Annotated in this window: 26 protein-coding genes and 1 tRNA gene; 14 read left to right on the forward strand and 13 right to left on the reverse strand. The window is 61.6% G+C overall.

The window, feature by feature from the left end:
• Positions 1–112 precede the first annotated feature (112 nt).
• A complete protein-coding gene (locus AR689_RS04535; RefSeq protein ID WP_024820266.1) occupies positions 113–292 on the reverse strand; it encodes a YMGG-like glycine zipper-containing protein in 180 nt (59 codons plus the stop codon).
• Between the two features lie 23 nt (positions 293–315).
• Positions 316–1,545: a multidrug effflux MFS transporter gene (locus AR689_RS04540; protein ID WP_062067399.1), complete on the reverse strand. Its 1,230-nt coding sequence runs from the start codon at positions 1,543–1,545 to the stop codon at positions 316–318.
• Between the two features lie 172 nt (positions 1,546–1,717).
• Here AR689_RS04540 and AR689_RS04545 point away from each other — a divergent pair, with 172 nt between their 5' ends.
• From AR689_RS04545 to AR689_RS04565, 5 genes are all read left to right on the forward strand, one after another.
• A complete protein-coding gene (locus tag AR689_RS04545; protein WP_062067402.1) occupies positions 1,718–2,566 on the forward strand; it encodes a phage holin family protein in 849 nt (282 codons plus the stop codon).
• 46 nt (positions 2,567–2,612) lie between these two features.
• Complete coding sequence (locus tag AR689_RS04550) at positions 2,613–3,236, forward strand: CDP-alcohol phosphatidyltransferase family protein (protein ID WP_062067405.1); 624 nt, start codon at positions 2,613–2,615, stop codon at positions 3,234–3,236.
• Positions 3,236–4,153: a DMT family transporter gene (locus tag AR689_RS04555; protein ID WP_062067408.1), complete on the forward strand. Its 918-nt coding sequence runs from the start codon at positions 3,236–3,238 to the stop codon at positions 4,151–4,153. Before AR689_RS04550 ends, AR689_RS04555 begins: the two co-directional genes overlap by 1 nt.
• 94 nt (positions 4,154–4,247) lie before the next feature.
• Complete coding sequence (locus AR689_RS04560; RefSeq protein WP_062067411.1) at positions 4,248–5,444, forward strand: glycosyltransferase; 1,197 nt, start codon at positions 4,248–4,250, stop codon at positions 5,442–5,444.
• Positions 5,445–5,528: 84 nt separating this feature from the next.
• Positions 5,529–5,602 (forward strand) — tRNA-Ile (locus AR689_RS04565).
• Positions 5,603–5,660: 58 nt separating this feature from the next.
• Here the strand turns inward: AR689_RS04565 and AR689_RS04570 are convergent.
• Positions 5,661–8,435: an AAA domain-containing protein gene (locus AR689_RS04570; RefSeq protein ID WP_062067414.1), complete on the reverse strand. Its 2,775-nt coding sequence runs from the start codon at positions 8,433–8,435 to the stop codon at positions 5,661–5,663.
• Positions 8,436–8,676: 241 nt separating this feature from the next.
• Here AR689_RS04570 and AR689_RS04575 point away from each other — a divergent pair, with 241 nt between their 5' ends.
• Positions 8,677–9,867: an acyl-CoA dehydrogenase family protein gene (locus AR689_RS04575; RefSeq protein WP_062067417.1), complete on the forward strand. Its 1,191-nt coding sequence runs from the start codon at positions 8,677–8,679 to the stop codon at positions 9,865–9,867.
• A gap of 53 nt (positions 9,868–9,920) precedes the next feature.
• Here the strand turns inward: AR689_RS04575 and AR689_RS04580 are convergent, their stop codons facing one another.
• Positions 9,921–10,430: a M23 family metallopeptidase gene (locus AR689_RS04580; RefSeq protein ID WP_062067421.1), complete on the reverse strand. Its 510-nt coding sequence runs from the start codon at positions 10,428–10,430 to the stop codon at positions 9,921–9,923.
• A 407-nt stretch (positions 10,431–10,837) separates the two neighbouring features.
• On the opposite strand from AR689_RS04580, the gene rpsB reads away from it, so the two are divergent.
• The 6 genes from rpsB (at position 10,838) to AR689_RS04610 (ending at position 15,728) form a co-directional block, all read left to right on the forward strand.
• Positions 10,838–11,710, forward strand: a complete 873-nt coding sequence (rpsB, locus tag AR689_RS04585) for a 30S ribosomal protein S2 (protein WP_062067424.1) — start codon at positions 10,838–10,840, stop codon at positions 11,708–11,710.
• 122 nt (positions 11,711–11,832) lie between these two features.
• Complete coding sequence (gene tsf / locus AR689_RS04590) at positions 11,833–12,669, forward strand: translation elongation factor Ts (protein WP_062067427.1); 837 nt, start codon at positions 11,833–11,835, stop codon at positions 12,667–12,669.
• Between the two features lie 121 nt (positions 12,670–12,790).
• Entirely contained in the window at positions 12,791–13,528 is a 738-nt protein-coding gene (gene pyrH, locus AR689_RS04595) for a UMP kinase (protein ID WP_062067430.1), read from the forward strand.
• Between the two features lie 101 nt (positions 13,529–13,629).
• On the forward strand, positions 13,630–14,187 hold the full coding sequence (gene frr, locus AR689_RS04600) for a ribosome recycling factor (protein ID WP_011774219.1): 558 nt from the start codon (positions 13,630–13,632) through the stop codon (positions 14,185–14,187).
• Positions 14,187–15,122: a phosphatidate cytidylyltransferase gene (locus AR689_RS04605; protein WP_062067433.1), complete on the forward strand. Its 936-nt coding sequence runs from the start codon at positions 14,187–14,189 to the stop codon at positions 15,120–15,122. The genes frr and AR689_RS04605 overlap by 1 nt, the downstream gene beginning before the upstream one ends.
• Before the next feature lie 21 nt (positions 15,123–15,143).
• The gene (locus AR689_RS04610; RefSeq protein WP_062067436.1) at positions 15,144–15,728 is read left to right on the forward strand and encodes a DivIVA domain-containing protein; all 585 of its coding nucleotides are present in this window, start codon (positions 15,144–15,146) and stop codon (positions 15,726–15,728) included.
• Between the two features lie 12 nt (positions 15,729–15,740).
• On the opposite strand, the gene AR689_RS04615 is transcribed toward AR689_RS04610, so the two are convergent.
• Genes AR689_RS04615 through AR689_RS04635 form a run of 5 tightly spaced genes read right to left on the reverse strand, consistent with a single transcriptional unit; the run spans position 15,741 to position 20,243 of the window.
• The gene (locus AR689_RS04615; protein WP_062067439.1) at positions 15,741–16,433 is read right to left on the reverse strand and encodes a hypothetical protein; all 693 of its coding nucleotides are present in this window, start codon (positions 16,431–16,433) and stop codon (positions 15,741–15,743) included.
• Between the two features lie 49 nt (positions 16,434–16,482).
• Positions 16,483–17,949 carry a sodium/solute symporter gene (locus AR689_RS04620; RefSeq protein ID WP_062067442.1) on the reverse strand — a complete coding sequence of 489 codons (1,467 nt, stop codon included), beginning with the start codon at positions 17,947–17,949 and terminating at the stop codon, positions 16,483–16,485.
• Complete coding sequence (locus AR689_RS04625; RefSeq protein WP_062067446.1) at positions 17,946–18,308, reverse strand: DUF485 domain-containing protein; 363 nt, start codon at positions 18,306–18,308, stop codon at positions 17,946–17,948. Before AR689_RS04625 ends, AR689_RS04620 begins: the two co-directional genes overlap by 4 nt.
• A complete protein-coding gene (locus AR689_RS04630) occupies positions 18,305–19,024 on the reverse strand; it encodes a LytR/AlgR family response regulator transcription factor (RefSeq protein ID WP_062067449.1) in 720 nt (239 codons plus the stop codon). The genes AR689_RS04625 and AR689_RS04630 overlap by 4 nt, the downstream gene beginning before the upstream one ends.
• A gap of 22 nt (positions 19,025–19,046) precedes the next feature.
• Complete coding sequence (locus tag AR689_RS04635; protein ID WP_062068603.1) at positions 19,047–20,243, reverse strand: sensor histidine kinase; 1,197 nt, start codon at positions 20,241–20,243, stop codon at positions 19,047–19,049.
• A 196-nt stretch (positions 20,244–20,439) separates the two neighbouring features.
• On the opposite strand from AR689_RS04635, the gene AR689_RS04640 reads away from it, so the two are divergent.
• Positions 20,440–20,820, forward strand: a complete 381-nt coding sequence (locus tag AR689_RS04640; RefSeq protein ID WP_062067452.1) for a DUF485 domain-containing protein — start codon at positions 20,440–20,442, stop codon at positions 20,818–20,820.
• The gene (locus AR689_RS04645; protein ID WP_062067456.1) at positions 20,817–22,433 is read left to right on the forward strand and encodes a monocarboxylic acid transporter; all 1,617 of its coding nucleotides are present in this window, start codon (positions 20,817–20,819) and stop codon (positions 22,431–22,433) included. The genes AR689_RS04640 and AR689_RS04645 overlap by 4 nt, the downstream gene beginning before the upstream one ends.
• 81 nt (positions 22,434–22,514) lie before the next feature.
• Here the strand turns inward: AR689_RS04645 and AR689_RS04650 are convergent, their stop codons facing one another.
• From AR689_RS04650 to AR689_RS23505, 4 genes are all read right to left on the reverse strand, one after another.
• On the reverse strand, positions 22,515–23,534 hold the full coding sequence (locus AR689_RS04650; RefSeq protein WP_062067459.1) for a PHP domain-containing protein: 1,020 nt from the start codon (positions 23,532–23,534) through the stop codon (positions 22,515–22,517).
• A 76-nt stretch (positions 23,535–23,610) separates the two neighbouring features.
• Positions 23,611–24,216, reverse strand: a complete 606-nt coding sequence (locus AR689_RS04655) for a hypothetical protein (RefSeq protein ID WP_062067462.1) — start codon at positions 24,214–24,216, stop codon at positions 23,611–23,613.
• Between the two features lie 68 nt (positions 24,217–24,284).
• Positions 24,285–24,692, reverse strand: a complete 408-nt coding sequence (locus tag AR689_RS04660; protein WP_062067466.1) for a DUF4383 domain-containing protein — start codon at positions 24,690–24,692, stop codon at positions 24,285–24,287.
• Positions 24,693–24,821: 129 nt separating this feature from the next.
• Positions 24,822–25,469, reverse strand: a 648-nt coding sequence (locus tag AR689_RS23505; protein ID WP_231745436.1) for a hypothetical protein, incomplete at its 5' end; no start/stop codon positions are given.

Consider the following 25,469-nt stretch of genomic DNA (forward strand, 5'->3'; position numbering starts at 1 on the left):
TTCACCGGTTCAAGCACCGGTTACCCCGGCTGGCCACCATTCTGCCCTGCGGCAGGCAGTTAGGGGAGGGTTTGGTTATTCCCGACGTCGGCGGGTCGCCTGTGGAGGGCGACTAGTCCCGCTTCCAAGGGCCAGGATTCACGCGGTAGAGGATAGCAGCGCCGATCACGGCGCCCAGGATGGCACCAAACAGCGCGCTGCCGGCGGCGCGACCGAGAAGAGCACCGGCGACGGCGCCAAGCAAGGCGCCAAGGAAAAGGCCCCTGCCGTTGCGGTGCGGTTTATTAGTCATGATCACAGCCTACGGGGGCGGTTCTAATGAATGGACGGAACCGACCGCGGCCGGACAATCAGCCACAGCGCGGCAATGGAGCCCGTAATGCAAGCGGCCATGACGGCACCCATGGGCACTGCGGAGCTGACGCCGAGCCAACCGACCACCGGCGGGACTATACCGGCCATCATGAACTGGGAGGCACCCAGGAGCGATGCAGCGGTGCCGGCTTGAGCGCCGTGGTTGGCCAAGGACAGGACCTGAACGCACGGGAACATGAAGCCGGTGGCGCAGATGTAGAACCACAACGGGATGAGGATGCCCCACAAGCCCACATGGAAAAGGTCCAAAACGACAATCAGGGCGGCCATGAGCACCATAAAGAGGGTTGCTCCAGCCACGATCCATTGCGGGGCCACCCGTCTGATGAGGCGTGAGCTGATCTGCACGCCTGCCACGATGCCCAGTGAGTTGATGCCGAACAGGATGCCGTACTCCTGTGGGGAGAATCCGTAGACGTTTTGGAACAGGAACGTGGAAGCCGAGAGGTAGGCGAACAAGCCGCCGAAGTTGAGGCTTCCCACCAGCACCATGCCGACGAAGATCCGGTCCGTCAGGACTGTTTTGTAGCGTTGCCGCACGGTAACGGCGGACTTGCCCCGTTGGTCCGCCGGAAGCGTCTCGCGGATGAAGAAGATCGAGGCAAGGATCACCAGCAGGCCGTAGCCGGCCAGGAAGTAGAAGATGCCCGGCCAAGGGAAGGCCAACAGCAGCTGGGACCCGATGACGGGTGCCAGGATGGGGGCCAGTCCGTTGACCAGTGACATGCGCGAGAACATCCGGACCATGGAGTATCCGTGAAAGAGGTCCCTGACCATGGCCATGGCCACGACGCCGCCTCCGGCAGCACCGATGCCCATCAGGACACGGAACAAGGACAGCATTCCGATGTCTGTGGCCAGTGCTGCACCGAGCGATGAGCCGATGTGTACGGCAGTGGCCAGGATCAGCGGTAGTCGACGACCCACCTTGTCACTGAAAGGTCCCACCAAGAGCTGGCCGAGCCCGAAACCAACCGTTGTGCCGGTCAGCGTGAGCTGGATGGCCGCCGCCGAGACATCAAAACTCTCTTCCAACGCGGGGAAAGCCGGAAGATAGAGGTCGATGGTGAAAGGACCCAGGGCAGTCAGGGCACCCAACAGCAGAATGTAGACAAGTTTTTCACGTCGGCTCAGAGAATCGCCCGGAGCAATGGGAGAGGTCACGATCATCTATCCTATGGCCCGGATCATATTTATTGGGCGTATGACGGGCGCGCCGGGGCCCGATCCCGAAAGTTCAGCAGGAACCTGAATGATAGCTTTGAGAACAGGTGTATGCGGGGATTGTTTTCCGCCGCGTTCGCCTTACACGATGCCCAGAGGAAGCAGTTAGGCGGAACCCATGAGTGGACGTCACACAGGCCGGCCCAGTCAAGGGCCAGCCATTCGTAGTTTGCCGAAGACCCTCAAGCTCGTTGCAAGGCTGGCTCCGAGGCAACTCAACGACGAAATCGCCTTGGCGAAGGTCGAACTTAAGCGAAAGGCCACACAGGTTGGCGTCGCCGGCGCCTTCTTCGGAGTAGCGCTGGTTTTCCTGGCGCTCCTAATCATTGCCCTGGTTGTCGCGGCGATCCTTGGTTTGGCCACCATCATGCCCGGCTGGCTTGCGGCCCTGGTGGTTGCGGCGTTGTTCCTGGTGATCGTAGCCATCGCATCCCTGATAGGAATTGCCAAGTTCAAGAAGGCCATGCCCCTGGTTCCTGAGGACACCATCCGGGGAATCAAACATGATCTCGGAATTGCCAAGGAAGGCTCCGACTTCGACGAGTCCATCCTCGATCCCAACTCGCCCGCCGCCAAAGCCGCCAAGGCTGAAAAGGAAGCGTCCGCAGAGAAGGCCAAGGCTGAAAAAGCTGCCAAGGAAGCCGCCAAGGAAGCGGACGCCGTCAAGGCGCCCACCGAAGCTGAGCTTCGCTCGCGCCTGAAGCGCCGCCGCGAACACCTCACTGGTGTGCGTGACGAGCTCGGTGAACAGCTCGACGTCAAGAAGCAGGGACAGGCGTTGCTCGAGAGTGCCAACGGGAAGTTCCAGGAGAGCAAGGAATTCGCTGCCGCGAAATTTGCCGACCTCGGAGACTCTGTCCCGGAGAGCCTCACCGAAAGGCTTGCCGCCCGGTGGAAGGACCTCGCAGCTTTCGCCACCGCTGCCGTGGTCTTCGTTGTGGCGCTGCGGAAGCTACTGAAGAAGTAGAAGCCAGCCGCGCCATCAGACACTGAAGACAAGCAAGGGGGACAGGATGAGATTGATCGGAGCTGGGTCGCGACCCGACCGGCCGCAGGTTGATCACGACCTCATCTTCACCGTTCCCAATATCCTCACAGTCCTTCGCTTCATGGGCGTGCCGCTCTTTGTCTGGCTCGTCCTGTCCGAACAGGAGTATGGTTTCGCGGTCCTGGTGCTCGTCATCATGGGCAGCACCGATTGGGTGGATGGCTATATTGCCCGGCGCTTCGACCAGACATCCAAGCTCGGCCGGATCCTCGATCCCATGGCTGACCGTGCCGCACTGCTGGCGGTCGCCTTCACCCTGGCGATTGCCGGCGTCGTGCAGTGGTGGTACCTGGCCGCGCTGCTGGTACCGGACACAGTCCTGGCCATTGCATCTTTGATCTACTTCCGAAGCCACCCTGACCTTCCGGTCAGCATCATTGGAAAGATCCGCACGGCGCTGCTGCTGGTCGGCACTCCGCTGCTTGTCCTGTCCAAACTGCCTATTCCGTTGACCGAGGTCTACTTCGTGGCGGCTTGGACGTTCCTGGGCCTCGGCCTGATCGGCCACTGGATAGCGGCATATAACTACTACTGGGCCATCCTGCGCAAAGGAAAAGAATTGAAAACCGACGACGGCGGACGAGGCTGATGGTCTGGCTGGCGGTTTTTCTCGCGGTACTTGGTGCCTTCTTCCTTGCCATCGGTGCCCAGCGGCAGGGCAGCGCCGTGAAAGCCGACACGGGCGGCTTGGCACTGAGCTCCAATGGGTTCCTGCGGCTCCTGCGAAATCCCCGCTGGATGCTTGGACTGTTGTTCCTCGCCCTCGGAATGGTGATGAACGCAATCGCGCTGGTGTCAGCACCCCTCACGGTGGTGCAGCCGATTGGTGCCATTGCGCTGGTCATCACCACGGTGGTCAACGCCAAGGACCAGGGCCTGAGCATCAACCGTGCAACCGTGGTGGCCATCAGCGCCTGTGTCGCGGGTTCAGCACTGTTCGTCCTCCTGGCCGTCAACGTCACGCAGGAGAACCACCACGTCAATACTGAGGACGAACTGACCATTGTCCTGTTGTTGGCCCTGGCAGTGGGCATTTTTGGGACACTGGCCGTCCTGTTCAAACACCGGATGAGTGCCTTCATTTACATTTTGGGCGCCGGTGTCCTGTTCGGTTTTGTTGCCGTCCTGACCCGCATCATCGGCAAGCACCTGCTCGACCCCAACGGCTTGTTCCTGCTCAACGTCCAGTGGTACACGCTCGTAGCAATTGTGGCCGCCGGGGGACTCGGCTCATGGTTCGTCCAGAGTGCCTATTCCGGGGGTCCGCCGGACCTGGTCATTGCCGGACTGACCGTGATTGACCCGATGGTTGGCATCGCAATTGGCATTGTGATCCTGGGTGAGCTTCGTCCCGATGTCCACGCCGTGATGGCCATCGCCATGGCCGCGGCCGCTACGCTTGCTATCGTGGGGGTTATTGCCCTGAGCCGGCACCACCCGGAAGTCACCAAACGCAAGAAGGACGCGAAGGCGGCTGCCAACCGGAAGGCCCAAGGCAAAGCTTGACTTGCGCCACCGCTCTCGCGGACGGCAACCCGGCGACACCGCAGCATTGCCACAAGCAGTGCTGTTCGCACCGTGACCATCAGGAGTTCTCCACGTGACCATTCCCGACACCACCAAGCCCCTCACCATACTGATTGCCGCGGATACTTACCCGCCGCACGTCAACGGTGCCGCACAGTTCGGCTACCGCCTGGCCAAGGGGATGACGGCACGCGGGCATAACGTGCACGTGCTGGCCTGCCGTCCGGACACGGGCAAGAGCTACACCGAGTTCCGCGACGAAGCCACCGTTCACCGGCTCCGCTCCCACGGCGTCTTCACCCACGAGTACTTCCGAATCTGCTTCCCGTGGGAGATCAAGAAGGAAATCAGCCTTCTTTTCGATCGGGTCCAACCGGACGTCGTTCACATCCAGAGCCACTACATGATTGGCGAGCACGTCCTCTACGAGGCTGTTAAGCGCGGCATCCGGATTGTGGCCACCAACCACTTCATGCCCGAGAACCTCAACCCCTTCCTTCCGTTCCCGCAGTGGTTCAAGGATATTGTTGGCCGGATTTCATGGAAGGACATGGGCAAGGTCATGGGCCAGGCGGACGTGGTCACCACGCCGACGCCACTGGCTGCCAAGGCCATGCACCAGCACGCTTTCCTGCGTAAAGTCTTGCCTCTTTCCAACGGCATCGACTCGTCTGCTTACGAGCTGCAGCCTGGTGAAGTCATCGAGCCGCACGCCAACCCCACAGTCCTGTTCGTCGGCCGGCTCGCCGAAGAAAAGCACATCGACGTGCTGATCGATGCCGTGGCCAAGACCCCGCGCGAACTGAATGTGAACCTGGAAATCGTGGGCGGCGGCGAAGTCCGCCCTGCCCTTGAGGCCCAGGTGGCGAAGCTTGGACTGGGTGACCGTGTGAGGTTCCTCGGGCTTGCCAGCGACGAGGACCTGCGGGAGGCCTACATCAAGGCAGATATCTTCTGCATGCCCGGAACAGCCGAGCTGCAGTCTCTGGTGACCTTGGAGGCCATGTCTGCTTCCACTCCTGTGCTGTTGGCCAACGCCATGGCACTGCCGCATCTGGTCCGTGACGGGGAGAACGGGTACCTCTTCACCCCCAATGACAGCAACGAGCTGGCGGACAGGATCACCCAGCTGGTGGGTCTTCCCCAGGACGAGCTTGAGGCGATGGGCAAGCTGAGCCGCGAGATGGTGGAGCCACACAGCATCAACGGAACCCTCCAAACCTTTGAGGACCTCTACCGCGGTGCCACTTACGAGGACATGGTGGTGTGACAAAAGCACTCCCTGGCAGCTATTACAATTGCTGGAGTGCTTTGCCCGGAACTGCTGCTTTGCGGTGGCCGGACCGGGCATCAAGGGGCTATAGCTCAGCTGGTTAGAGCGCGGGACTCATAATCCTAAGGTCCTCGGTTCAAGTCCGAGTAGCCCTACATTTCACACGGGAGCCGTGGCCGACGATTCATCTTCGTCGGTCACGGCTCTTTGCGGTTACTGGCCCCTGACTGCCTCGGACAACTCGTGGCGAAGGCGGCTTTCCTCGTCACTGCCCGTGGTGGGTAAACGCAGGAGACGGATGTTATGAGCGCGGCAGATGGCATCTTTGTGGGCATCCCGAGCCTGCTGCACGGGATTGTTCTCATGGAACGCATATCCATCGACTTCAACTGCAAGAACGGGCAAGTTGCTGATGCGGTTGTAGACCACAAAGTCCAAGGTCGCCCTGTTTTGGACGTAGGAACGCTGTTCGGGCGTGAGTATCGACAGGTTTGGCAGCAGGCTCCGCAGCACGACTTGCGGAGCTATGGCCAAATCGCTGAAGGGCTCATCCGCGATCAGCTCAGTCAACAGCGTCCACATGATGTTTTCCGAAGGAAACTGTGAGTTGCGCCGGACCCTGCTGGCAAACGGCCTCAGTAGCGCCGAATACTCCGTGTACAAGAGGTCGAAGATTGACAGGACGCTGCTGTCGAAAAAACCATCCTCAGGGTTTCGGTATCGGATGAAATGAACGAGATCCCGAAGGTGGCGACTCGTTGGAAGCATCTCATTGTTCGTTACCAGAACGAACCGTTTCACTGCACGGGAAACTGCGACATTGACCAAATGCGGGTCGTCGACGAAGCCGATGCCCGCTTGCCCGCTGTTCGTCTCGTCCAGAACAGTACTCATGATAATTACGGACTTTTGCCGCCCCTGAAACTTGTGAACTGTATCGGCCTGGATGGTAGCGAGTAGTGCTTCTGTGACCTTGTCCACTTGCCGCCGATACGGTGTCACCACACCGATTTCGTGGTTAGGGATGCCTGAACAGAACTGGCCCAGGACTTCTTTGGCGATGACGTCCGCCTCACGTTGGTTGGTTCGGCCACCGCTGTGGTGCTGACGCATGTGGTTCCCCGCAGCAGTCCGGACTACGACGAGCGGCCGCCCCTCAGCGTCGCCAGTGGTGTAGGGAACAAGCTGCCCGCCGTAGAACTTCCTGTTGCAATAGTCGATGATCGCCGGATCGCACCGGTAATGCTCCCGGAGCATGGTGCGGGGAAGGTCGGCACCGAATTGATCGATGATCGAGGACAGAACGTTGTGCAGCGTGTAGTCGACACTGGGCGACGGTGCTTTCAGGGAGTTCCGTGAGGCCCTTTCGTCGGTGATGTGTTGGAGTTGCTGCAGGTCTCCCACGACGATGACGTTCCGTGCGCATGCGAGCGCCAGCCCGGCAGCGAGCAGGTCAACCTGGGAAGCTTCGTCGATGATCAAGTAATCCAGGAGCTTCCCTGTGGGGATGTTTCTTCGCAAGGAGTGGCAGGTGCTAAGCACCACCGGGTAGTCGGAGGTAAATTCTGCGAAGTCGGTCTTATAACTGCTTTCCGTGTAGGTCCTTCTCCGTTTCCGGGCATATCGGTCATGGAGTACCGCCTCGAGCCGTTGCCTGGAGGCCCGCTGATGATCCTCTTCCAGACGCGGGTAATCCTCAGCGGCCAGAATCGCATTCGCGTGATCAATGTGCTGCCCCAGCTCAGCTATCTTCTTGTTGTAGTAGGTGCCTTGCAGACTCAGGACAACATCAGTCTCACTGCTGTTCACCTTGCCCAGGGCCCCGTATCGCAGGCGAAGTCCGATGCGTCTGAAGAACCTACGCAGCGGACCTTCATCCAGAGGAACGGAGGACGTTTCGGCCAGGAATTCGAGGATGCGTCGGGACGAGCCGGGCAGGGGCGGTATTGCGTTCAGCCCATCGGAATCAGGGCGGGTCGCTTGAAGGAGGAAATGGCGCCTCTCGAGATTGAACGCTTCCAGCTCGTGCTTCCACTGCGCCACCTGCCGGGCCGTCTCTTGTAAGCCGCGCAAGCGCCTGTCGAGGGCAGCTACCCGGTCTGCTTGGGGCGCTTCGCAGCGGGGACTGCTGAGGAAACGATCGACATCGGAATTTCTGCTTTCCTGACACGCGAAGAATTCGTCCATTTTCTCCTTGCGACGAAGGTCCGCCACGATGTAGCCCACACCTTCTTCCACGAGTTTGTCCCGAACATTCTCAACAGCTGCGTTGTTGAAGGAGACGATTCCAACCGTCTTGCTTGGGACGGCGACTATGTTGGCAACGAGATTCAGTATGGTTTGGGTCTTTCCGGTTCCCGGTGGACCGTCGATCACGGAGATTCGGTGACTGAGGCCATTCAACAAGGCTTCGCGTTGGCTGATGTTTGAGGAAAAGGGCAGTATTGGGTGCTGTTGAACCTGGCCCTCGGATTCAATTGGCTGACCCCGGAGGTAAAGATCCAGGGCGCTTCCTTTAGGGATGTTCTTAAAATTCTCATACTGTCTGCGAAGCGGGTCATCCTCCCGCAGTTTCGAAGAGACATCCCGCCAATAATCCAGTACTGCCTGGGCTTTCAGTTCTTCATCGGACGGCCGGGAGATGGCTATTTCAAAGTCCTGACAGTTTCGATACCCAATACGTGACTCGGCCGAGTGAAAAACACGCCACCACGCTCCATGGGGCGACTCGAAGCGGAGGACCTCCGTAACGCCTTCGACCACCCTGCCCCGAACGCTCACCACGTCCTGGGGCCCAAGGAGTGTCGACGACGGATTCCGAAGGATGATGACGTTTTCCGCAGAGTATCTGTAGCTCTTTCCGGAACCAAAGGTGACATGGACGAAGGCACCGTCGGCGCGGTACTCCACCACCTCCGGGGTCTTATCATCAAGGCCGTTGTGTTGACGGTTGCGGACCAGAATCGCCTCGCGTCGTGGATTGATCATCGGAAAGTCCCCCAGTTGAGTGCAGCGTTGCACAACCGACGTTACAGAAATGCCCCTTGGAACAGAGGCATTGGAAAACCCGGAATGAGATGTCCTCCATTGCGGGGACCGTAGATCCTGCGGTATGTTACTCATCAGTAACCTACTACTCGCCGGTAACTTGGCTGCCTGTTCCCATGGATGCGGTGCAGTTCGTCCGGACTCGATGTGGTCGCAGGTGACCACCCTTGAAGGAGCGAATATGTCCAACGCTGCATTCGATGCCACCAACCTTCCGTATGCCGACGGCGACTTCTACGCCTTTGAGCAGTTGCTGACAGGAAAAGAGCAGGACCGCCTCGCGGAGGTCCGGGAATTCCTGGCCCGCGAAGTCAAGCCCATTGCCGTGGACTGCTGGAACCGTGGCGAGTTCCCGATGGACCTCATCCCGAAGCTTGGCGAACTGGATCTGGTCAGCCCCGTGCGTCGGCAGGGATACTCCAATGTGTTCGCCGGAATGCTCCACGCAGAAATGACGCGCGCTGATGCTTCGATTGCTACGTTCATGGGCGTTCACGACGGCCTCTTCACGGGCTCCATCGAGGCGCTGGCGTCGCAGGAGCAGAAGGACGCCTGGCTGCCGGACATCTACTCCCTGAGGAAGATCGGCGCTTTCGGCCTGACTGAGCCCTTGGGTGGCTCGGACGTAGCCGGTGGAACGCGCACTACCGCCAAGCGTGACGGGGATAACTGGATCCTCAACGGCGCCAAGCGCTGGATCGGCAACGCAACTTTCTCCGACTGGGTGGTCATCTACGCCAAGGACGTGGCCGATAACCAGGTCAAGGCGTTCTTGGTGGACACCACGTTGCCCGGCTACTCCGCCAGTAAGATCGAGAACAAGATCTCCCTGCGTACGGTGCAGAATGCGGACATCGTTCTGGACAATGTGGTGGTGCCCGACTTCTTCAAGCTTGCCAACGGCAACAGCTTCCGTGATACCAACAAGGTCCTCAAGGTGACCCGCCTGGCGGTGGCCTGGCAGGCCGTTGGGCTGCAGATGGCGGCCTTTGATGTCGCCCGGCAGTACTCCGTGGAACGTCAGCAGTTCGGGCGCCCGCTGGCGGCCTTCCAGCTGGTGCAAAATCAGCTGGTCCAAATCCTCGGCAACACCGTAGCTTCCATGGGCATGATGGTTCGCCTGGCCCAGCTCGAAGACGCGGGTGTGGCGAAGGACGAGCAGTCGGCACTGGCCAAGGCGTTCACTACGGCACGCATGCGCGAAAGCGTTGCCCTGGGACGCAGCATCCTGGGTGGCAATGGAATCGTCACGGACTACGGAATGGCCAAGATCTTCTCCGATGCCGAGGCCATCTACTCTTACGAGGGCACTCATGAGATCAACACCCTGGTGACCGGCCGGGCCATTACGGGTGTCTCGGCCATCGTCTAGAACATTCGCTGGCGCCGCGGGACTCAAGTGCGTGGACGCGGGCGTGCGGGGACTCACTGGAGCGGCAGCAGGATGGACGGCCTCATGTCCGCCACGAAGCCCAACGGATTGACGTAGTCCTCGCCGCGCCGCACGCCCCAATGCAGGCAGGTCGCATTGCTGCAGTGGCCGGGTTCCGTGGTGCCGATGACTTGTCCCTTGCGCACGGTGTCACCGGCCTTGAGTCCACTGGTCACCGGCTCGAAACTGCTCTTGAGGCCGTCACCTTGATCGATGGTCAGCACAGGACGGTCAACCACCACGCCGGCAAACGTCACCACGCCGTCGGACGGCGCCGTGACCGGGGCGCCGTCGGGCGTTGGCCCTAAATCCACGCCCCGATGCCCGCTGAGCCACGGCTTGTCAGGCGGGTCGAAGGTCCGCAGGACCGAAGGCTTGGGGGAGAGAGGCCAGCCCCACCGGGCCTCGGGCGGGGACGACTCTGGCGCGGGCGCGGAACTGCTCGTCCCTCCGGCGACAACGAGGGCGAAAAATGTGGACATGATGAGCTTCAGAACGGGCATGAACCCAGCCTTCCGAGACCATGGACCCGGGTCGATCCCCGGCCTTCCTTATGTGGACAACGGGTGGCGGCGCGCGGTCAAACCTGTGGGGTCGCTGTAGTACACTTGGTGGAGCAGTTTGCTGTGCCCTCAAGCTTGTTCAGGAGCATGTCTCATTCAGATATGTGAGGGTCCCAGGCTGACTACGCGTATCCAGCCCTCCACCAGCGAAGCCTCATGGCTTTGTGCTGCGGGGGATTGCGCCTCTTGCGGTCCGGCCGAGCCCAGGCTCCATGCCGGATGAGAAGTGCAATGGATGCCAGGAGCCACGCCCATCCGGGCAAAGGCTAAACAACCGTCAACTATTGGCAGGGTAAGAGCAGCCCCTTGGGCTCTCTCATGAATGACCTGCCGGAAGGAGCGTCGGCATGCCCGTCGTAACTATGCGCCAGCTGCTTGACAGCGGCGTCCACTTTGGACACCAGACCCGTCGTTGGAACCCGAAGATGAAGCGCTTCATCTTCACGGAGCGCAACGGCATCTACATCATTGACCTTCAGCAGTCGCTGTCCTACATCGACCGCGCCTACGAGTTCGTCAAGGCTACTGTCGCCCACGGCGGCACCGTCTTGTTCGTTGGCACCAAGAAGCAGGCTCAGGAAGCAATTGCCGAGCAGGCTACCCGCGTTGGCCAGCCGTACGTCAACCAGCGTTGGTTGGGCGGTATGCTCACCAACTTCCAGACCGTCGCCAAGCGTATCCAGCGCATGAAGGAACTCGAAGAGATCAACTTCGACGACGTCGCCGGTTCGGCTTACACCAAGAAGGAGCTCCTGCTCCTCAAGCGTGAACTCACCAAGCTCGAGTCCAACCTCGGTGGTATCCGCAACCTGACCAAGGCTCCCTCGGTTCTCTGGGTTGTTGACACCAAGAAGGAACACCTTGCTGTTGACGAAGCCAAGAAGCTGAACATCCCGGTTGTTGCCATCCTGGACACCAACTGCGATCCCGACGAAGTTGACTTCCCGATCCCGGGTAACGACGACGCCATCCGCTCCGTCAACCTGCTCACCCGCGTTGTTGCCGACGCCGTAGCTGAGGGCCTCATCGCCCGCAACCAGCGCGCAACGGGCACCACCGAAGCTCCGGAAGAGCCGCTGGCTGAGTGGGAGCGCGAGCTCCTCGAAGGCAGCAAGGCTGAAGAAGCAGCGGCAACCGAGGCTCCGGCGGCAGAAGCTCCCGCAGCTGAGGCGCCCGCAGCAACTGAAGCTGCAGCCGGCGAAGCCGAAGAAGCCAAGTAAATCTGGACCTTCCCTGACGCTGGAGACTGCGTCGGGGGCAACTGACAGGATGGCGGCTCACACGGTGGGCTGCCGTCCTGTCAGTCCGTAAACACACAAAATTTCTAGACAGAGGGGTTCACATGGCGAACTACACTGCTGCTGACATCAAGGCCCTGCGCGAGCGCACCGGCGCCGGCATGATGGACGTCAAGAAGGCTCTTGACGAAGCCAACGGTGACGCCGAGAAGGCCATCGAGATCATCCGCATCAAGGGCCTCAAGGGCGCTACCAAGCGCGAAGGCCGTTCCACTGCTGAAGGCCTGGTTGCTGCCAAGGTCAACGGCGGCGTCGGCGTAATGATCGAGGTCAACTGCGAGACTGACTTCGTTGCCAAGGCTGACAAGTTCATCCAGCTGGCCGACAAAGTTCTTAACGTTGCAGTCGAGTCCGGCGCAGCCGACCTCGAAACCCTGCTGGCCACCGAGGTTGACGGCAAGCCGTTGTCCGAGGTTGTTGTCGAAGAGGGCGCAGTCCTCGGCGAGAAGGTTGTTGTCCGCCGTATCTCCCGCGTTGAGGGCACCACGGTTGACGCCTACCTGCACAAGACGTCCAAGGACCTCCCGGCCCAGGTCGGCGTTCTGTTCGCTGTTGACGGTGAAGGCGAAGCCGCTTCCACCGCCGCGCACGACATCGCTGTGCACGTTGCAGCCATGGCTCCGAACTACCTGACCCGCGAGGACGTCCCGGCCGAACTGGTCGAGTCCGAGCGCCGCATCGCGGAAGAGACCGCAAAGGCTGAAGGCAAGCCCGAAGCTGCTCTTTCCAAGATCGTGGAAGGCCGCGTGACGGGCTTCTACAAGGGTGAAGTTCTGGTTGACCAGGCATTCGCCAAGGATTCCAAGAAGACTGTTGCACAGGTCCTCGAAGAAGCCGGCGTCAAGGCAACCGCAGTAACCCGTTTCCGCGTAGGAAACTAGTAATTCATGAAAAGGGGTGGTCACTTCGGTGGCCGCCCCTTTTTCATGCACCCGTCCGGGTAGTACCTGCGCGGACCCACAGCACGATAATCTAGCCAGAGTCCACCAACGGGAAGGCACCATGGAAACCGTCAACACTGCTATCCAGCCCGAGAAGACCCGCCGACGTGTACTTCTGAAACTTTCCGGCGAGGTCATCGGCGGAGGCAAGCTCGGCGTCGATCCTGAGACAGTGCGCGCCATCGCCAAACAGATCGCAGCTGCGGTCACCGATGTAGAAGTGGCAATCGTCGTAGGCGGGGGTAATTTCTTCCGCGGCGCCGAACTGTCGCAGAGCGGTATGGACCGCTCCCGCGCCGACTACATGGGCATGCTGGGCACCGTGATGAACTGCCTGGCCTTGCAGGACTTCCTGGAGCAGGCCGGGGTGGAAACCCGCGTCCAGAGCGCCATCACCATGGGGCAGGTTGCAGAGGCCTACATTCCGCGCCGTGCCATCCGGCACATGGAAAAGGGCCGCGTGGTCATTTTCGGTGCGGGTGCCGGACTGCCCTACTTCTCCACGGACACCGTCGCAGCGCAGCGTGCCCTTGAAGTGCACGCAGACGTGGTCCTCATGGCCAAGAGCGGTGTGGACGGCGTCTACACCGCAGATCCCAAAAAGGACCCGCTGGCCGAGAAGCTGGATGTCCTCAGCTACGACGACGCCCTGCGCCGTGACATCCGGGTGATGGACCAGACCGCAATGACCATGTGCAAGGACAACAGCCTGTCCATGGTGGTCTTCGGCATGGAGGGCGAGGGCAACGTTACCCGTGCCATCCTCGGCGAAACGCTGGGAACCCTGGTTACTCCCTAGCAAGGGCTAGGATATTTCTAGGACCGTCCGCCCATGTTGGCGGATCTTTACTGTGCATTGCCGCCTGCAGTTGGGCAGCAACTATTTCTGAGGAGAAACCCGTGATCGAAGAGACCTTGCTCGAAGCCGGCGAGAAGATGGACAAGGCGGTGGAGGTAGCCAAGGATGATTTCGCCTCGATCCGTACTGGCCGGGCCAACCCCGCCCTCTACAACAAGGTGATCGTCGAGTACTACGGCACACCCACTCCGCTGCAGCAGCTGGCCTCCTTCGGCGTGCCGGATGCCCGCACTATCCTGATTACCCCTTACGACAAGACCGCGCTGCGTGACATCGAGAAGGCGCTGAGTGACTCCGAGGTTGGAGCCAACCCCTCCAACGACGGCAACGTCATCCGCGTGACCATCCCGGAGCTCACCAAGGAGCGCCGCAAGGAGTACGTGAAGATCGTCAAGGGTAAGGGTGAGGACGCCAAGGTTTCCATCCGCAGCATCCGCCGCAAAGCCAAGGATTCCCTGGACAAGCTCGTCAAGGACGGCGAAGCCGGCGAAGACGAGGGTGCACGTGCTGAGAAGGAACTCGACGCCCTGACCAAGCAGCACGTTGACAGCATCGACGAGCTGCTCAAGCGCAAGGAAGCCGAGCTGCTCGAGGTCTGATGAACCAGGCTGAGCCGGCGCCCGCTGAGCGGGTCCCGACACGCGATACCCCTCAGCGCGCCAGACGCGTGCGGAAGAACCCCACGCCGAAGGCTGGCCGGAATCTTCCGGCCGCCATCGGCGTCGGGCTTGCCATGCTGTTGGCCGTTTTGGGCGGCTTGCTTTTCCTCCCGTTGGGGTTCGTCCTCCTCACTACGGCCTTCGCGGTACTTGGTGTCTGGGAGGTTTTCAGGGCGCTTGAGGCGCAGGGCACCCGGATGCCGATCATTCCCGTGATGATCGGCAGCCTGGTGATGCCGGTATCGGCCTACTTCGGTGGACTTGAAGGTTTGCTTTTCACCATGACGGCCAGCTCCGTGGCAGTCTTGTTATGGCGCTCCATCGAGAGTGCTGCGGGAGCGCCGCGAAGCGTGTTCGCCGGTGTCTTCACGCTGGCGTGGATTCCTTTCCTCATCAGCTTTGCGTCGTTGTCCCTGCACACCGCCAGTGGACCCACTCCTGTTGGTTTTTGGCCGGAAGGCATCCCGGAAGGCGCATGGCAGATCGCGTCCATGCTGCTGTTGGTGGTTTCCAATGACACGTTCGGGTACATCGTTGGAGCCTCCTTCGGGAAGCACCCCATGGCCCCCAAGATCAGCCCCAAGAAGTCGTGGGAAGGTTTCGCGGGGTCCGTCGGCGGTGCCATGGTGATCGGCGTCCTCGCCTGTATCTTCCTGCTCGACAGGCCTTGGTGGGTAGGTCTCATCCTGGCCGTGGGCATGGTGGCCGCAGCAACCGCGGGAGACCTTGCCGAGTCCATGGTCAAACGCGAACTTGGCGTCAAGGACATGAGCAGCATCCTGCCCGGCCATGGGGGCGTGATGGACCGCTTGGACTCCATAGTGTTCGCCGCCCCTGTAGCCTATGTTCTGTTCGCGCTGCTGAGCGGCGTCTGACAACCCAATGAAGGAAAACTAGTGGCCTTGGATATTCGACGCCAGATTCCCGCAACCTTTGATCGCGTGGAACGTAGCAAATACGGCTATAACGCCAAGCAAGTGGACGAGTTCCTCCAGCGCGCCCGGACATCGTTTGAGAACCCCGTTGGCACCGCGGACCAAGTGGCCAGCGTTGACGTGAGGGCCGTGGCTTTTGATCCCGTCAAAGGTGGCTACGACGCTCACAGCGTCGATGCCGCGCTGGACCGGTTGGAGGACGCGTTCGCGCGACGGGAGAGGGACGACCTCATCAGCCAGCAGGGCGAGGAGGCCTGGCTTCGACAGATCGGCAAGCTCTCAGGCATTCTCCGCGGCAGGCTTCACAGGCCCGACGGCGAACGGTTCCGCCGCCCGTCCGGGAAACGGACCCGCAGCTACAACGTCCAGGATGTTGACGCCTTGTGCGATGAGCTCATCGGGTACCTCGAGCACGATCAGGCTCTGAGCGTGGACACCGTGCGCCGGGCTGTTTTCCGTGCCGCAAAGGGCGCTGACGGTTACGAAGAGGCTCAGGTGGACGCGTTTCTCGCCCGCGTTGTAGAGCTCATGGCAGCCATCGACTAAACCGCCCTTGTGCTATCGGGGCGTGGGAGAAACGGGTGGATTGTCCCTCCACACGTTCAGATAACGCCGATGTCCGCGGACCAGCGACGTGCCGAAAAAGGCCAGCGCCGCCACGGCCGCAATGGGCACAGCGGCGATCGGGGGAAGCCCGGCGGTCAACATCCCCGAGCCGAGCAGCAAGGCTAGTAAGGCTGAGTTGACGAAACCCATGAATACCATGCTGCTGCCGGCCACCTGGCTGAAGTCGGTCCGCCCACCGAGGAAGTAGTAGGTTCGCTTGGCGCCTTCCTCATCGTCGTGGTGCCCGGCCATGAGGTACGGACGGACCCCGGGGTCCAAGTCAAGGTAGGCGGCCCGCAGGCGGTTCATGGCCAGGACATACATGAGGTCCTCCATGCCCACGCTCATCACACGGATATGGGTGAGCAGACCAACTATTAGGTCGATGCACAGAATGGTCAGCGCGAAGGCCCTGAAAGCATCGGAAAACTGGGTGGCGTTGCCCACCAATGCCACACTCAGCAGGCTGGCCGACGTGAAGGTCAGGAACATGCTGATGCGGGTGAGGACTTCGCCTTGGGTGGTGCTCCTTGATGCCAGCAGGCTCCAGTGTTCCGTGGCCAGTATTTGCGCGCGGACGCTGGGAGAGACCTCCGGTGTGGGCGACGGTGGTTCTGGACCGGCCGCGCCCGGTTCCTCGGACATGGCGCCATTGTCCACCTTGCGGGGGCAGCGGACAACGGTTTGCGCGCCGCTACCTCTCCGTCACCACCGGCCTCTCCGGCACATGCAGGCGCGACATCACGCGGTTAACGGAGGCCGGAACGCGGTTCTTGGTCATGATGGACACTGTCACGGTGGCCGCGAAGGCGGCAGGGACGCTCCATGCCGCTGGCTGGGCCAGCCACGCCGGCGCATTCCCTGGTCCCATGAGGGTGCCGACCACCATGGCGCCGCCGCAAAGGAAAGCCCCTGTCAGCATGCCCGCGATGGCGCCCGCGTCGGTCAGCCCGCGCCACCAGATCCCCAGCAACAGCAGCGGACAGATGGTGGATGCGGTGAAGGCAAAGACCAATCCGACGCTGCCGGCCAGCGCAAGAGTGTCGGTCATTAAGGCAAAACCCAAGGGCACGACGGCGGCGAGTACCGCAGCGAGGCGGAAGCCTCTCACGCTTCCTCCGAAGAGGTCCTGGCTGATAACGCCGGACAACGAAACAACCAGCCCGCATGTGGTGGACAGGAAGGCGGCGAAGGCTCCGGCCACCACCAAGGCTGACAGAAGCTCGCCGGCCATGCCTCCCACAAGTTTGCCGGGCAGCAACAAGACCAGAGCATCGGCCTGCCCGGACTGTGCCAGCTCCGGTGCGAACATCCGCCCGAGGGCGCCGGAAAGTGTGGGAAAGAGATAGAAGACGGAGAGCAGCCCCAGCACAATCAACGTTGTCCGGCGGGCCGATTGGCCGTCCGGGTTGGTGTAGAACCTCACAAGGACGTGTGGAAGGCCCAGAGTTCCGAAGAGCAATGCCACGAGGAGAGAAATGTTTTGGTAGGCCCCGGCGGCACCTTGGCCGGTGGGATTGACGGGCAGGGGCGCCACGGGCTGTGTGCCGTTGCCGGCCAGAACCAGGAGCACGAATACTACGGGTACTGCCAAGGCAGTGAGTTTCAGCCAGTACTGGAAAGCCTGAACGAACGTGATCGAGCGCATGCCGCCTGCCGCCACTGTCAGGCAGACAACCACCACTACCGCAGTTGAGCCTACCCACGATGGCAGGCCGGTGGTGATCCGGATGGCAAGGGCTGCCCCGTGGAGTTGCGGCACAATGTACAGCCAGCCAACGGCCACCACCATGAGGCTGGTCACCCGGCGGACAAGCTTGGAGTCCAACCGTGCTTCGGTGAAATCCGGAATGGTATAGGCGCCGGAGCGTCGCAGGGGAGCGGCCACGAAGAGCAGCAGCATGAGGTAACCGGCGGTGTATCCCACGGGGAACCACAGTGCGTCGGTTCCTGAAAGCAGAATCAGCCCTGCGACGCCGAGGAAGCTGGCGGCTGACAGGTACTCGCCACCGATTGCCGAAGCGTTCCACCAGGGCGGGACGGTTCGTGAGGCTACGTAGAAGTCACCGGTGGTCCGTGAGATGCGCAGGCCGTAGAAGCCAATGACGGCCGTCGCGAGGGAAACGGCCAGAAAAGCGATGAGGCCAACGGCAGGGTTCACTTGTCCTCCACCAGGTCCCGGTAGCGTGCCTCGTTGCGGGCGGCTGCGCGATTGTAGAGCCAGGCGCTGAGTCCGATCACGGGGTAGATGCCGGCACCCAGGACCAGCCAATCCAGGGGAATACCAAAGATGCGGGTCTCTGCCACGCCGGGTCCGTAGACCAGAAACACGGCGAAGACGGCGAGAATAATGAGGAATCCGCAGGCCACCACCAAGGCCAACCGCAATTGGGAACGGATCAGCGACCTGATAAAGATTCGTCCGGCGTCGGAGTCCTCGGTAACCTCTCGGGGATAAAGCGACCTGCCGGGTGCGGCCGTGGCTGATTGCCGTGGACCCGTCACGCGGACGCGTGTCATCCTTGCGGCCGGATGCGGGTGGTGTGCAGCTTGTCCCGCACCGATGGCAGGTGCCTGCGGCTGATGGGCAGAACAGCGCCGGCCACCGCGACGCTCGGCGCCGTCGCGGATAGCTTCACGTGCTGGACATGGTTCAGGGCGATCAGATACGAGCGATGGATCCGGATGAACCCGGCGTCCGCCCACTTTTGTTCCAGATCGCTCAGAGGTACCCGGATCAGGTAACTGGCTTCGGCGGTGTGCAGTCTTGCGTAGTCGCCTTGGGCCTGCACGTAGGTGACGTCGTCGCGGCGGATCATGCGGGTGGTGCTGCCGAGGTCCACCGTGATCATCTCAGGTGCAGGAGTACCGTCCTTGATGAGCTCGCTGATCCGGTCCACGGAACGCGACAGCCGTTCCGCCCTGAGGGGTTTGAGCAGATAATCGACGGCGGCGAGGTCAAAAGCTTCGAGCGCGCAGTCTTCGTCAGCGGTGACAAACACGACGGCGGGCGGACGGCTGCTGCGGGAAATGGCGCGTGCGATGTCCAGCCCGGAGAGCGCCGGCATGTGGATATCGAGGAAGACAGCGTCCACGGACTCTGTTTCCAAGGTCCGCAGCGCCTGGGCACCGGATGATGCCCGGTGGATGGCGCCTATGCGCTCATCCCGGCCCAACAGGAAGGCGAGCTCCTCCACGGCGGGCAGTTCGTCATCGGCGACGAGCACGTTGATCATGATTACTAGACTAACGGCAGGCTCAGGCGTCGTGATCGGGTTGGGATTTGGGCACCCGCATGGTGATCATGGTCCCCTCACCGGGCGCCGTGTCGATGACGAGCCCGTGCTCGTCGCCGTAGACCTGCCGCAGACGGGCATCCACATTGCGAAGACCCACATGGTCGCCGTCCGTGTGTCCGGCGAGCACGGAGCGAAGATGTTCCGGGTCCATGCCCACGCCGTCGTCTTCTATGGTCACTTCGGCGAACGCCCCGGAATCGTTCGCGCAAATGGTGATGTGTCCCGGGCCTTCTTTGGCCTCCAAACCGTGCCGTACAGCGTTCTCCACCAACGGCTGAAGGCTGAGGAACGGGATGACCGTGCTGAGGACTTCGGGAGCGATCCGCAGGCTCACTTGAACCCGCTCGCCGAACCTGGCCCGTTCCAGCAGGAGATAGCGGTCTATGCAGCGAAGTTCCTCCGCCACGGTGGTGAAGTCCCCGTGCCGCCGGAACGAGTACCGGGTGAAATCGGCGAATTCCACCACGAGCTCCCTTGCCCGGGCCGGATCAGTATTGATGAACGAGGCAATGGCATTCAACGAGTTGTAGATGAAGTGCGGGCTGATCTGCGCACGGAGTGCCCGGACCTCAGCTTCCATCAGGAGGGTACGCGAAGATTCCAGCTCTGCCAGCTCCAGCTGCGCGGCAATCCAGTCGGCCACCTCGCTGGTGGCTCTCACCAGCCCGGCCCCGGCAGCAGGAGCCAGTGCGGCCACCGAACCAACCACGCTGGATCCAGCCCTGATCGGTGCGATCACAGCGCTGAAATCGTGGTGTCCATGATCGGACGTGGCCGGGTTGCCGGCGCGGGGAACCACTACCGTTCGGCCGGTGTCCAGAACCTCGGCCGCGAGCCGCATCAGTGTTGGCCGGAGTTCCTCAGCGGCACCGTCCCAGGCGAGCACGGCGTCCGTGTCTGTGATGGCCAACGCATCGCAGCCCAGAAGGACACGCAGTTGCTTGCTTGCCTTGGCTGCGCCGGCGGGGTGGAGGCCGCCGCGAAGGTGCTGCCCGGCGCGCGATGCTGCATGCAGGGTGGTGTAGGTGGCTCGTTCGGCGTCCGTGCCCAGGTCGCGGAATGATCGGATCACCTTGAGGCCAACACCCACCACGACGGCGACTGCCAGCACGATCACGGCGATCGCGGCTGCGGTGAAGAGTGGGGAATCGGGCATGAGGCCAGCGTAGCCGCACGTCCGCCCGTTGCCCGGATGTTCCTGCGCAGCCACCGTTTGGCGCAGCATCGCAACCGCTGAGCGACGGCAGCCAAGGATTCTCTGGAACAGGCACCGCGGCGCGTTCCATAGTGATTGCAGTCACATTGGCAAAGCGTGTGCAGCTGATGTGGACACATCACACTCAGGAGGAACCATGGGTAATGAGGCCCAACCCCAGGACGCAACGGCGTCCGTGGACTTCCAGGAAGTCCAGCAGACGGAACGGTTCAAGACACTACGCAAGCGGCACCGCAGCTTTGTCTTTCCGATGGCCGTCGTATTCCTGCTCTGGTATTTCGCCTACGTTCTCCTGGCCGCCTATGCGGTGGACTTCATGTCCACCAAGGTCTGGGGCAACATCAACGTCGGACTGATTCTCGGACTGCTCCAGTTCGTCACCACCTTCGGCATCACGGCATGGTACGTGAGCTACTCCAACAGGAAGCTGGACCCCATCGCTGCTGAGATCCGCAACGAGATTGAGGGCCACGAATTCGATAAGGACGGCAATGTGATCAGCGGGGTTAAGAAATGAACACCATGGTCCCGGCAGTCAACGTCGAAGCCCTGAAAGACACCACGCTACTGAACATGGGCATTTTTGCCCTCTTCGTCGCGGTCACCATGGTGATCGTGTTCCGGGCAAGCCGGAACAACAAAACAGCCGCCGACTACTACGCAGCCGGCCGGTCATTCACGGGCTCCCAGAACGGAACGGCCATCGCCGGGGACTACCTGTCCGCGGCCTCGTTCCTGGGCATCACCGGCGCTATCGCCATCAACGGCTACGACGGTTTCCTGTACTCCATTGGCTTCCTGGTTGCTTGGCTCGTCGCGCTGCTGCTGGTGGCTGAACTGCTCCGCAACACCGGCAAGTTCACCATGGCCGATGTCCTGTCCTTCCGGCTCCGCCAGCGCCCTGTGCGCATTGCGGCAGCACTGTCCACGCTGGCGGTTTGCTTCTTCTATCTCCTCGCCCAAATGGCTGGTGCAGGCAGCCTGATATCGCTCCTGTTGGGCATCAGCGACTGGGGTGGACAAGCCCTGGTGATTATCGTCGTCGGCGCTTTGATGATCATGTATGTACTCATTGGCGGCATGAAGGGCACCACCTGGGTGCAGATCATCAAAGCGATCCTGCTGATCGCCGGCGCCGCCGTCATGACTGCCATGGTGCTGGCCGTCTACGGCTTCAACGTGTCCAGCCTGCTGGGCTCGGCAGCCGAGGCCGCCAACAACCCCGCCGTCCTCAACCCGGGACTGCAGTACGGCAAGACTGAAACGTCCAAGCTTGACTTCATGTCCTTGGGCCTGGCACTGGTCCTCGGAACAGCGGCCCTGCCGCACGTCCTGATGCGCTTCTACACCGTGCCCACAGCCAAAGAAGCCCGCAAATCCGTTGTCTGGGCCATCTGGCTGATCGGCCTGTTCTACCTCTTCACCTTGGTGCTGGGCTACGGGGCAGCCGCGCTCGTGGGCGCAGAAACCATCAAGTCCGCACCCGGCGGAGTGAACTCAGCGGCACCTTTGCTGGCATTCCATCTGGGTGGGCCGCTGCTCCTGGGCTTTATCTCGGCGGTCGCTTTCGCCACGATCCTGGCCGTAGTGGCCGGCCTGACCATCACCGCAGCCGCATCCTTCGCCCACGACATCTACGCGAACGTCATCTCCAAGGGCAAGGCCGATGCGGACACCGAGGTGAAGGTGGCTCGACGCACCGTCGTAGTGATCGGTGTCCTGGCCATCCTTGGCGGCATCTTCGCCAACGGCCAGAATGTTGCGTTCCTGGTGGCCCTGGCCTTCGCCGTCGCGGCGTCTGCGAACCTGCCCACCATCGTGTACTCCCTGTTCTGGAGGAAGTTCACCACCCAGGGCGCAGTGTGGAGCATGTATGGCGGCCTTGCTGCGGCCATCCTGCTGATCACGTTCTCACCCGTGGTTTCCGGCGCCAAGACCTCCATGATCCCGGGAGCGAACTTCGCCCTCTTCCCGCTAAGCAACCCGGGTATTGTGTCCATCCCGCTGGCCTTCTTCCTCGGCTGGCTCGGAACGGTCCTTGACAAGCGGCGTGAAGATCCGGTGAAGCAGGCGGAGATGGAAGTGCGCTCGCTGACCGGTGTCGGAGCTGAGAAGGCGGTAGACCACTAACTCCGCACCAGCATGCCATTACCAAAGGGCTCCTCCTGCGAATAGTCGCAGGAGGAGCCCTTTGTGGTGGATGCACTGCCTTCACTTCTTCAGGCTCAACCACTCCTTCAACTGCGCCAATGGCCAGGTGGTGACAATCCGTTCCTTGGGCACGCCAAGGGCTTCAGCCCGTTCCGCACCGTACTGCAGGAAATCCAGCTGGCCGGGAGCGTGGGCATCGCTGTCGATGCTGAACAGGCAGCCCGCGTCGAGGGCCATTGTGATGAGGTTATCCGGCGGGTCCTGACGTTCGGGCCGGGAGTTGATTTCCACGGCGACGCCCCACTCCGCGCATTCCTTGAAGACTTTGGCGGCATCGAATTCGGACTCGGGCCGGGTTCCCCGCGAACCCTGCACCAAGCGGCCTGTGCAATGCCCCAGGACGTTGGTATGGGGATCGCTGATGCCGCCCAACATGCGCATGGTCATGGTCTTTGTGTCGGATCGAAGCTTGGAGTGAACGCTGGCCACCACCACGTCCAGGCGGTCCAGCATGTCCGGGGTCTGGTCGAGGGTTCCATCTTCGAGGATGTCCACCTCGATTCCTTTGAGCAAGCGGAAGCCATCCTGTGAGGCGTTGATACCGTCCACCACACCAAGTTGCTTCTCCAGCCGTTCCACGCTGAGGCCATTGGCGATGGTGAGGTTGGGGGAGTGGTCCGTCAGCGCAAGATATTCGCGGCCAAGGGTGCGTGCGGCGGCAACCATGGCTTCGATGGGGGAGCCGCCGTCGGACCAATTGCTGTGGCTGTGCAGGTCCCCGCGTAACTCCGCCCGTAGAGTGTCGCCGCCGGCAGCCAGCGCTTCAGTGCCGCGCTCACGCAAATCAGCCAGATAGTCGGGAACCCGGCCTTCCAAAGCCTGGGTGATGACTTCGGCGCTGCGGTTGCCTACGCCTTTGAGGCTGGTGATGCGTCCTGAGCCCACCAGTTTCTTCAGGTCCTCGGGCGAAAGCTGCCGTGCGGCGTCGGCTGCTTTTCGGAACGCCTGGACCTTGAACGTGGGGGCTTGGCTTCGTTCGAGCCAGAAAGAGATTTCGTTGAGCGCCTCAAGGGGATCCATGGCTCCATGATCCACGAACAAGGCGCACCATCAACAGTGGGCATTGTTGATGGTGCGCCGGTTCGGTCACTGCCAGCTAGTGGTGGTGACCCGGGTCCAGGGCGGGATTGGAGCCCTGGCCGTTTTCCTGGTGTGGCGCCTGGCCGTGCTCTCCGTGCGGAACAGCATGCTGCCCCGCCATCGAGGCGGCCAAGCCCGGTGTTGCTACAGAGGCAACAACGACGGCGGCTCCGAACGCGGCTGCCAGAAGCCGCCCGGTCCTTGGCTGGCCGTGGGCGCCGCCGTCGTTGGTCTTGTGCTGCCGCCTCAGCCAGCCAGCCCCGGCAACTGCCATGAGCGTCAGGCCAAGAGCGGCAAAGTGGCTCACATTCAGTGAGCGCTGGGTGCTGACCCCGGCCACCGTCACTGCAAGATGTGCAGCAGCAGCCAGGGCGAGGACAGGAAGTGCGTATCGGGCCAGGACCAGAGTGTTGCGGTGCAGCCCCCACAGCGACCACGCCAAGAATGCGAGGCCGCCTGTGAGGGTTGCGGCACCGGCAGCAACCGGGCCGGGTGTCACCGCTTCAGATCCTGTGAGATATCCGGCGGCCAGGGAAAGCTCCACCATCCCGGCGGCCATTGCTGCGAAATACACGAACAGCAGGGTCGCTGCGCTGAGCGTGGGGTGATTTTTGCGTTCCATGGCTGGTAGCCGTCCTCTCGCTTGTCAAACGCTGATCAGATGCCTGTTAGGAGGCTTTCAGAGAATGATCAGGCGCGGGCGGAAGCTACGGCGGCCTTGTCCTGGGACAGTGCGACGCCCAGCAGGACCACGGCGCTCGCGAGGTGCAGGACGTTGTCTGCACCGTTGAGGGCGATGATGTTCAGCGAGGAACCCACCAGGAAGAGGCCAAGGATGCCCACCAGGAGGTAGACGCCACCCACAGCCGTGTTGACTCCCTTGGAGAGCGTGACGCTGTTCATACCTGCGTAGAGCAGTGCAGCGCCAATGGCCAAGTGGATGATGTTGTGAAGCGGGTTCACGGCGAAGATGATCAGGTTGGCACCCTCGGTGGCGAAGAAGCCGATTCCCGAGGTGACAAAGAATCCGAGCACGCCTACCAAGAGGTATACGGCTCCGAAGATGGTGGCGATCAGGCGATTGGGCGAAGTACGCATGGTCCGAACCTTCCGATGATGGCCGGAAACCCCGGCCGTCCTGCTGAGCCCCGGCTGGGGCTCTCAGGCAGTGATTCGGACCATATGCGCAGGTGGATGGGTGTTGGGCGGAAAATAATTTCCCAATGCCTAGGGGCGGAGACGGATACTGCTCATCTTGAGGTCGTCGGTGCCCTCGAAGACGTACTGGAGGTTGATCGTCTTGCCGTCGCACTGCAACGTGCCCGCGAGGTTGGCTTTGTTGTTTCCGTTTTCCGAGTTCACGCTGACGGAGTTGTAGTTCGGCTTGCAGGAGCTGTCCAGGTTCAGGCTGGCAATGCCGTCCACGAACGACTGCTTATCCAGTTCGTCTTTCAGTGGCTGGCTCAAGTAGTTGTCGTAGGCCTGCTCAGTCTGGCCAGATACCACCAGGTTGGTGAATTCGTCCGCCAGGGTCCTGGCTTTGGACGTCGCGTTCCCTACCAGGTTGACGAGCAGGAGGACCCCCACCACGGCCAGCACGATCACTCCAGCGACGATGCTGAGGACAATCCACAGTACTTTCCGGCTCTTTTTCGGCGGCTGCTGCGGCTGCCCATAGGGGTCCTGGGGGTATTGGCCTGGTTGGTACTGCCCCTGCGGGTAGGGGTTTTGAGTTGGCGGGTACGGGTTTTGCGCGGAGGGATCGCTGCCTGGCGCCGCGTACTGCGGGTTGCCCTGGGGAGCAGCGTTCGACGGCGGCTGTTGCCACTGCGGCGAGGCGCCGGTCTGCGGGGGATACCCGGGGCCCGGGGGAAC

It is taken from the genome of Arthrobacter sp. EpRS71 (assembly GCF_001512285.1).
In the GTDB taxonomy this organism is placed as follows: domain Bacteria; phylum Actinomycetota; class Actinomycetes; order Actinomycetales; family Micrococcaceae; genus Arthrobacter.

Coding starts and splice junctions, on each gene's coding strand:
- AR689_RS04535 (WP_024820266.1), bottom strand. CDS start 292: ATGACTAATAAACCGCACCGCAACGGCAGGGGCCTTTTCCTTGGCGCC.
- AR689_RS04540 (WP_062067399.1), bottom strand. CDS start 1,545: ATGATCGTGACCTCTCCCATTGCTCCGGGCGATTCTCTGAGCCGACGT.
- AR689_RS04545 (WP_062067402.1), top strand. CDS start 1,718: ATGAGTGGACGTCACACAGGCCGGCCCAGTCAAGGGCCAGCCATTCGT.
- AR689_RS04550 (WP_062067405.1), top strand. CDS start 2,613: ATGAGATTGATCGGAGCTGGGTCGCGACCCGACCGGCCGCAGGTTGAT.
- AR689_RS04555 (WP_062067408.1), top strand. CDS start 3,236: ATGGTCTGGCTGGCGGTTTTTCTCGCGGTACTTGGTGCCTTCTTCCTT.
- AR689_RS04570 (WP_062067414.1), bottom strand. CDS start 8,435: ATGATCAATCCACGACGCGAGGCGATTCTGGTCCGCAACCGTCAACAC.
- AR689_RS04575 (WP_062067417.1), top strand. CDS start 8,677: ATGTCCAACGCTGCATTCGATGCCACCAACCTTCCGTATGCCGACGGC.
- AR689_RS04580 (WP_062067421.1), bottom strand. CDS start 10,430: ATGCCCGTTCTGAAGCTCATCATGTCCACATTTTTCGCCCTCGTTGTC.
- rpsB (WP_062067424.1), top strand. CDS start 10,838: ATGCCCGTCGTAACTATGCGCCAGCTGCTTGACAGCGGCGTCCACTTT.
- tsf (WP_062067427.1), top strand. CDS start 11,833: ATGGCGAACTACACTGCTGCTGACATCAAGGCCCTGCGCGAGCGCACC.
- pyrH (WP_062067430.1), top strand. CDS start 12,791: ATGGAAACCGTCAACACTGCTATCCAGCCCGAGAAGACCCGCCGACGT.
- AR689_RS04605 (WP_062067433.1), top strand. CDS start 14,187: ATGAACCAGGCTGAGCCGGCGCCCGCTGAGCGGGTCCCGACACGCGAT.
- AR689_RS04615 (WP_062067439.1), bottom strand. CDS start 16,433: ATGTCCGAGGAACCGGGCGCGGCCGGTCCAGAACCACCGTCGCCCACA.
- AR689_RS04625 (WP_062067446.1), bottom strand. CDS start 18,308: ATGACACGCGTCCGCGTGACGGGTCCACGGCAATCAGCCACGGCCGCA.
- AR689_RS04630 (WP_062067449.1), bottom strand. CDS start 19,024: ATGATCAACGTGCTCGTCGCCGATGACGAACTGCCCGCCGTGGAGGAG.
- AR689_RS04635 (WP_062068603.1), bottom strand. CDS start 20,243: ATGCCCGATTCCCCACTCTTCACCGCAGCCGCGATCGCCGTGATCGTG.
- AR689_RS04640 (WP_062067452.1), top strand. CDS start 20,440: ATGGGTAATGAGGCCCAACCCCAGGACGCAACGGCGTCCGTGGACTTC.
- AR689_RS04645 (WP_062067456.1), top strand. CDS start 20,817: ATGAACACCATGGTCCCGGCAGTCAACGTCGAAGCCCTGAAAGACACC.
- AR689_RS04650 (WP_062067459.1), bottom strand. CDS start 23,534: ATGGATCCCCTTGAGGCGCTCAACGAAATCTCTTTCTGGCTCGAACGA.
- AR689_RS04655 (WP_062067462.1), bottom strand. CDS start 24,216: ATGGAACGCAAAAATCACCCCACGCTCAGCGCAGCGACCCTGCTGTTC.
- AR689_RS04660 (WP_062067466.1), bottom strand. CDS start 24,692: ATGCGTACTTCGCCCAATCGCCTGATCGCCACCATCTTCGGAGCCGTA.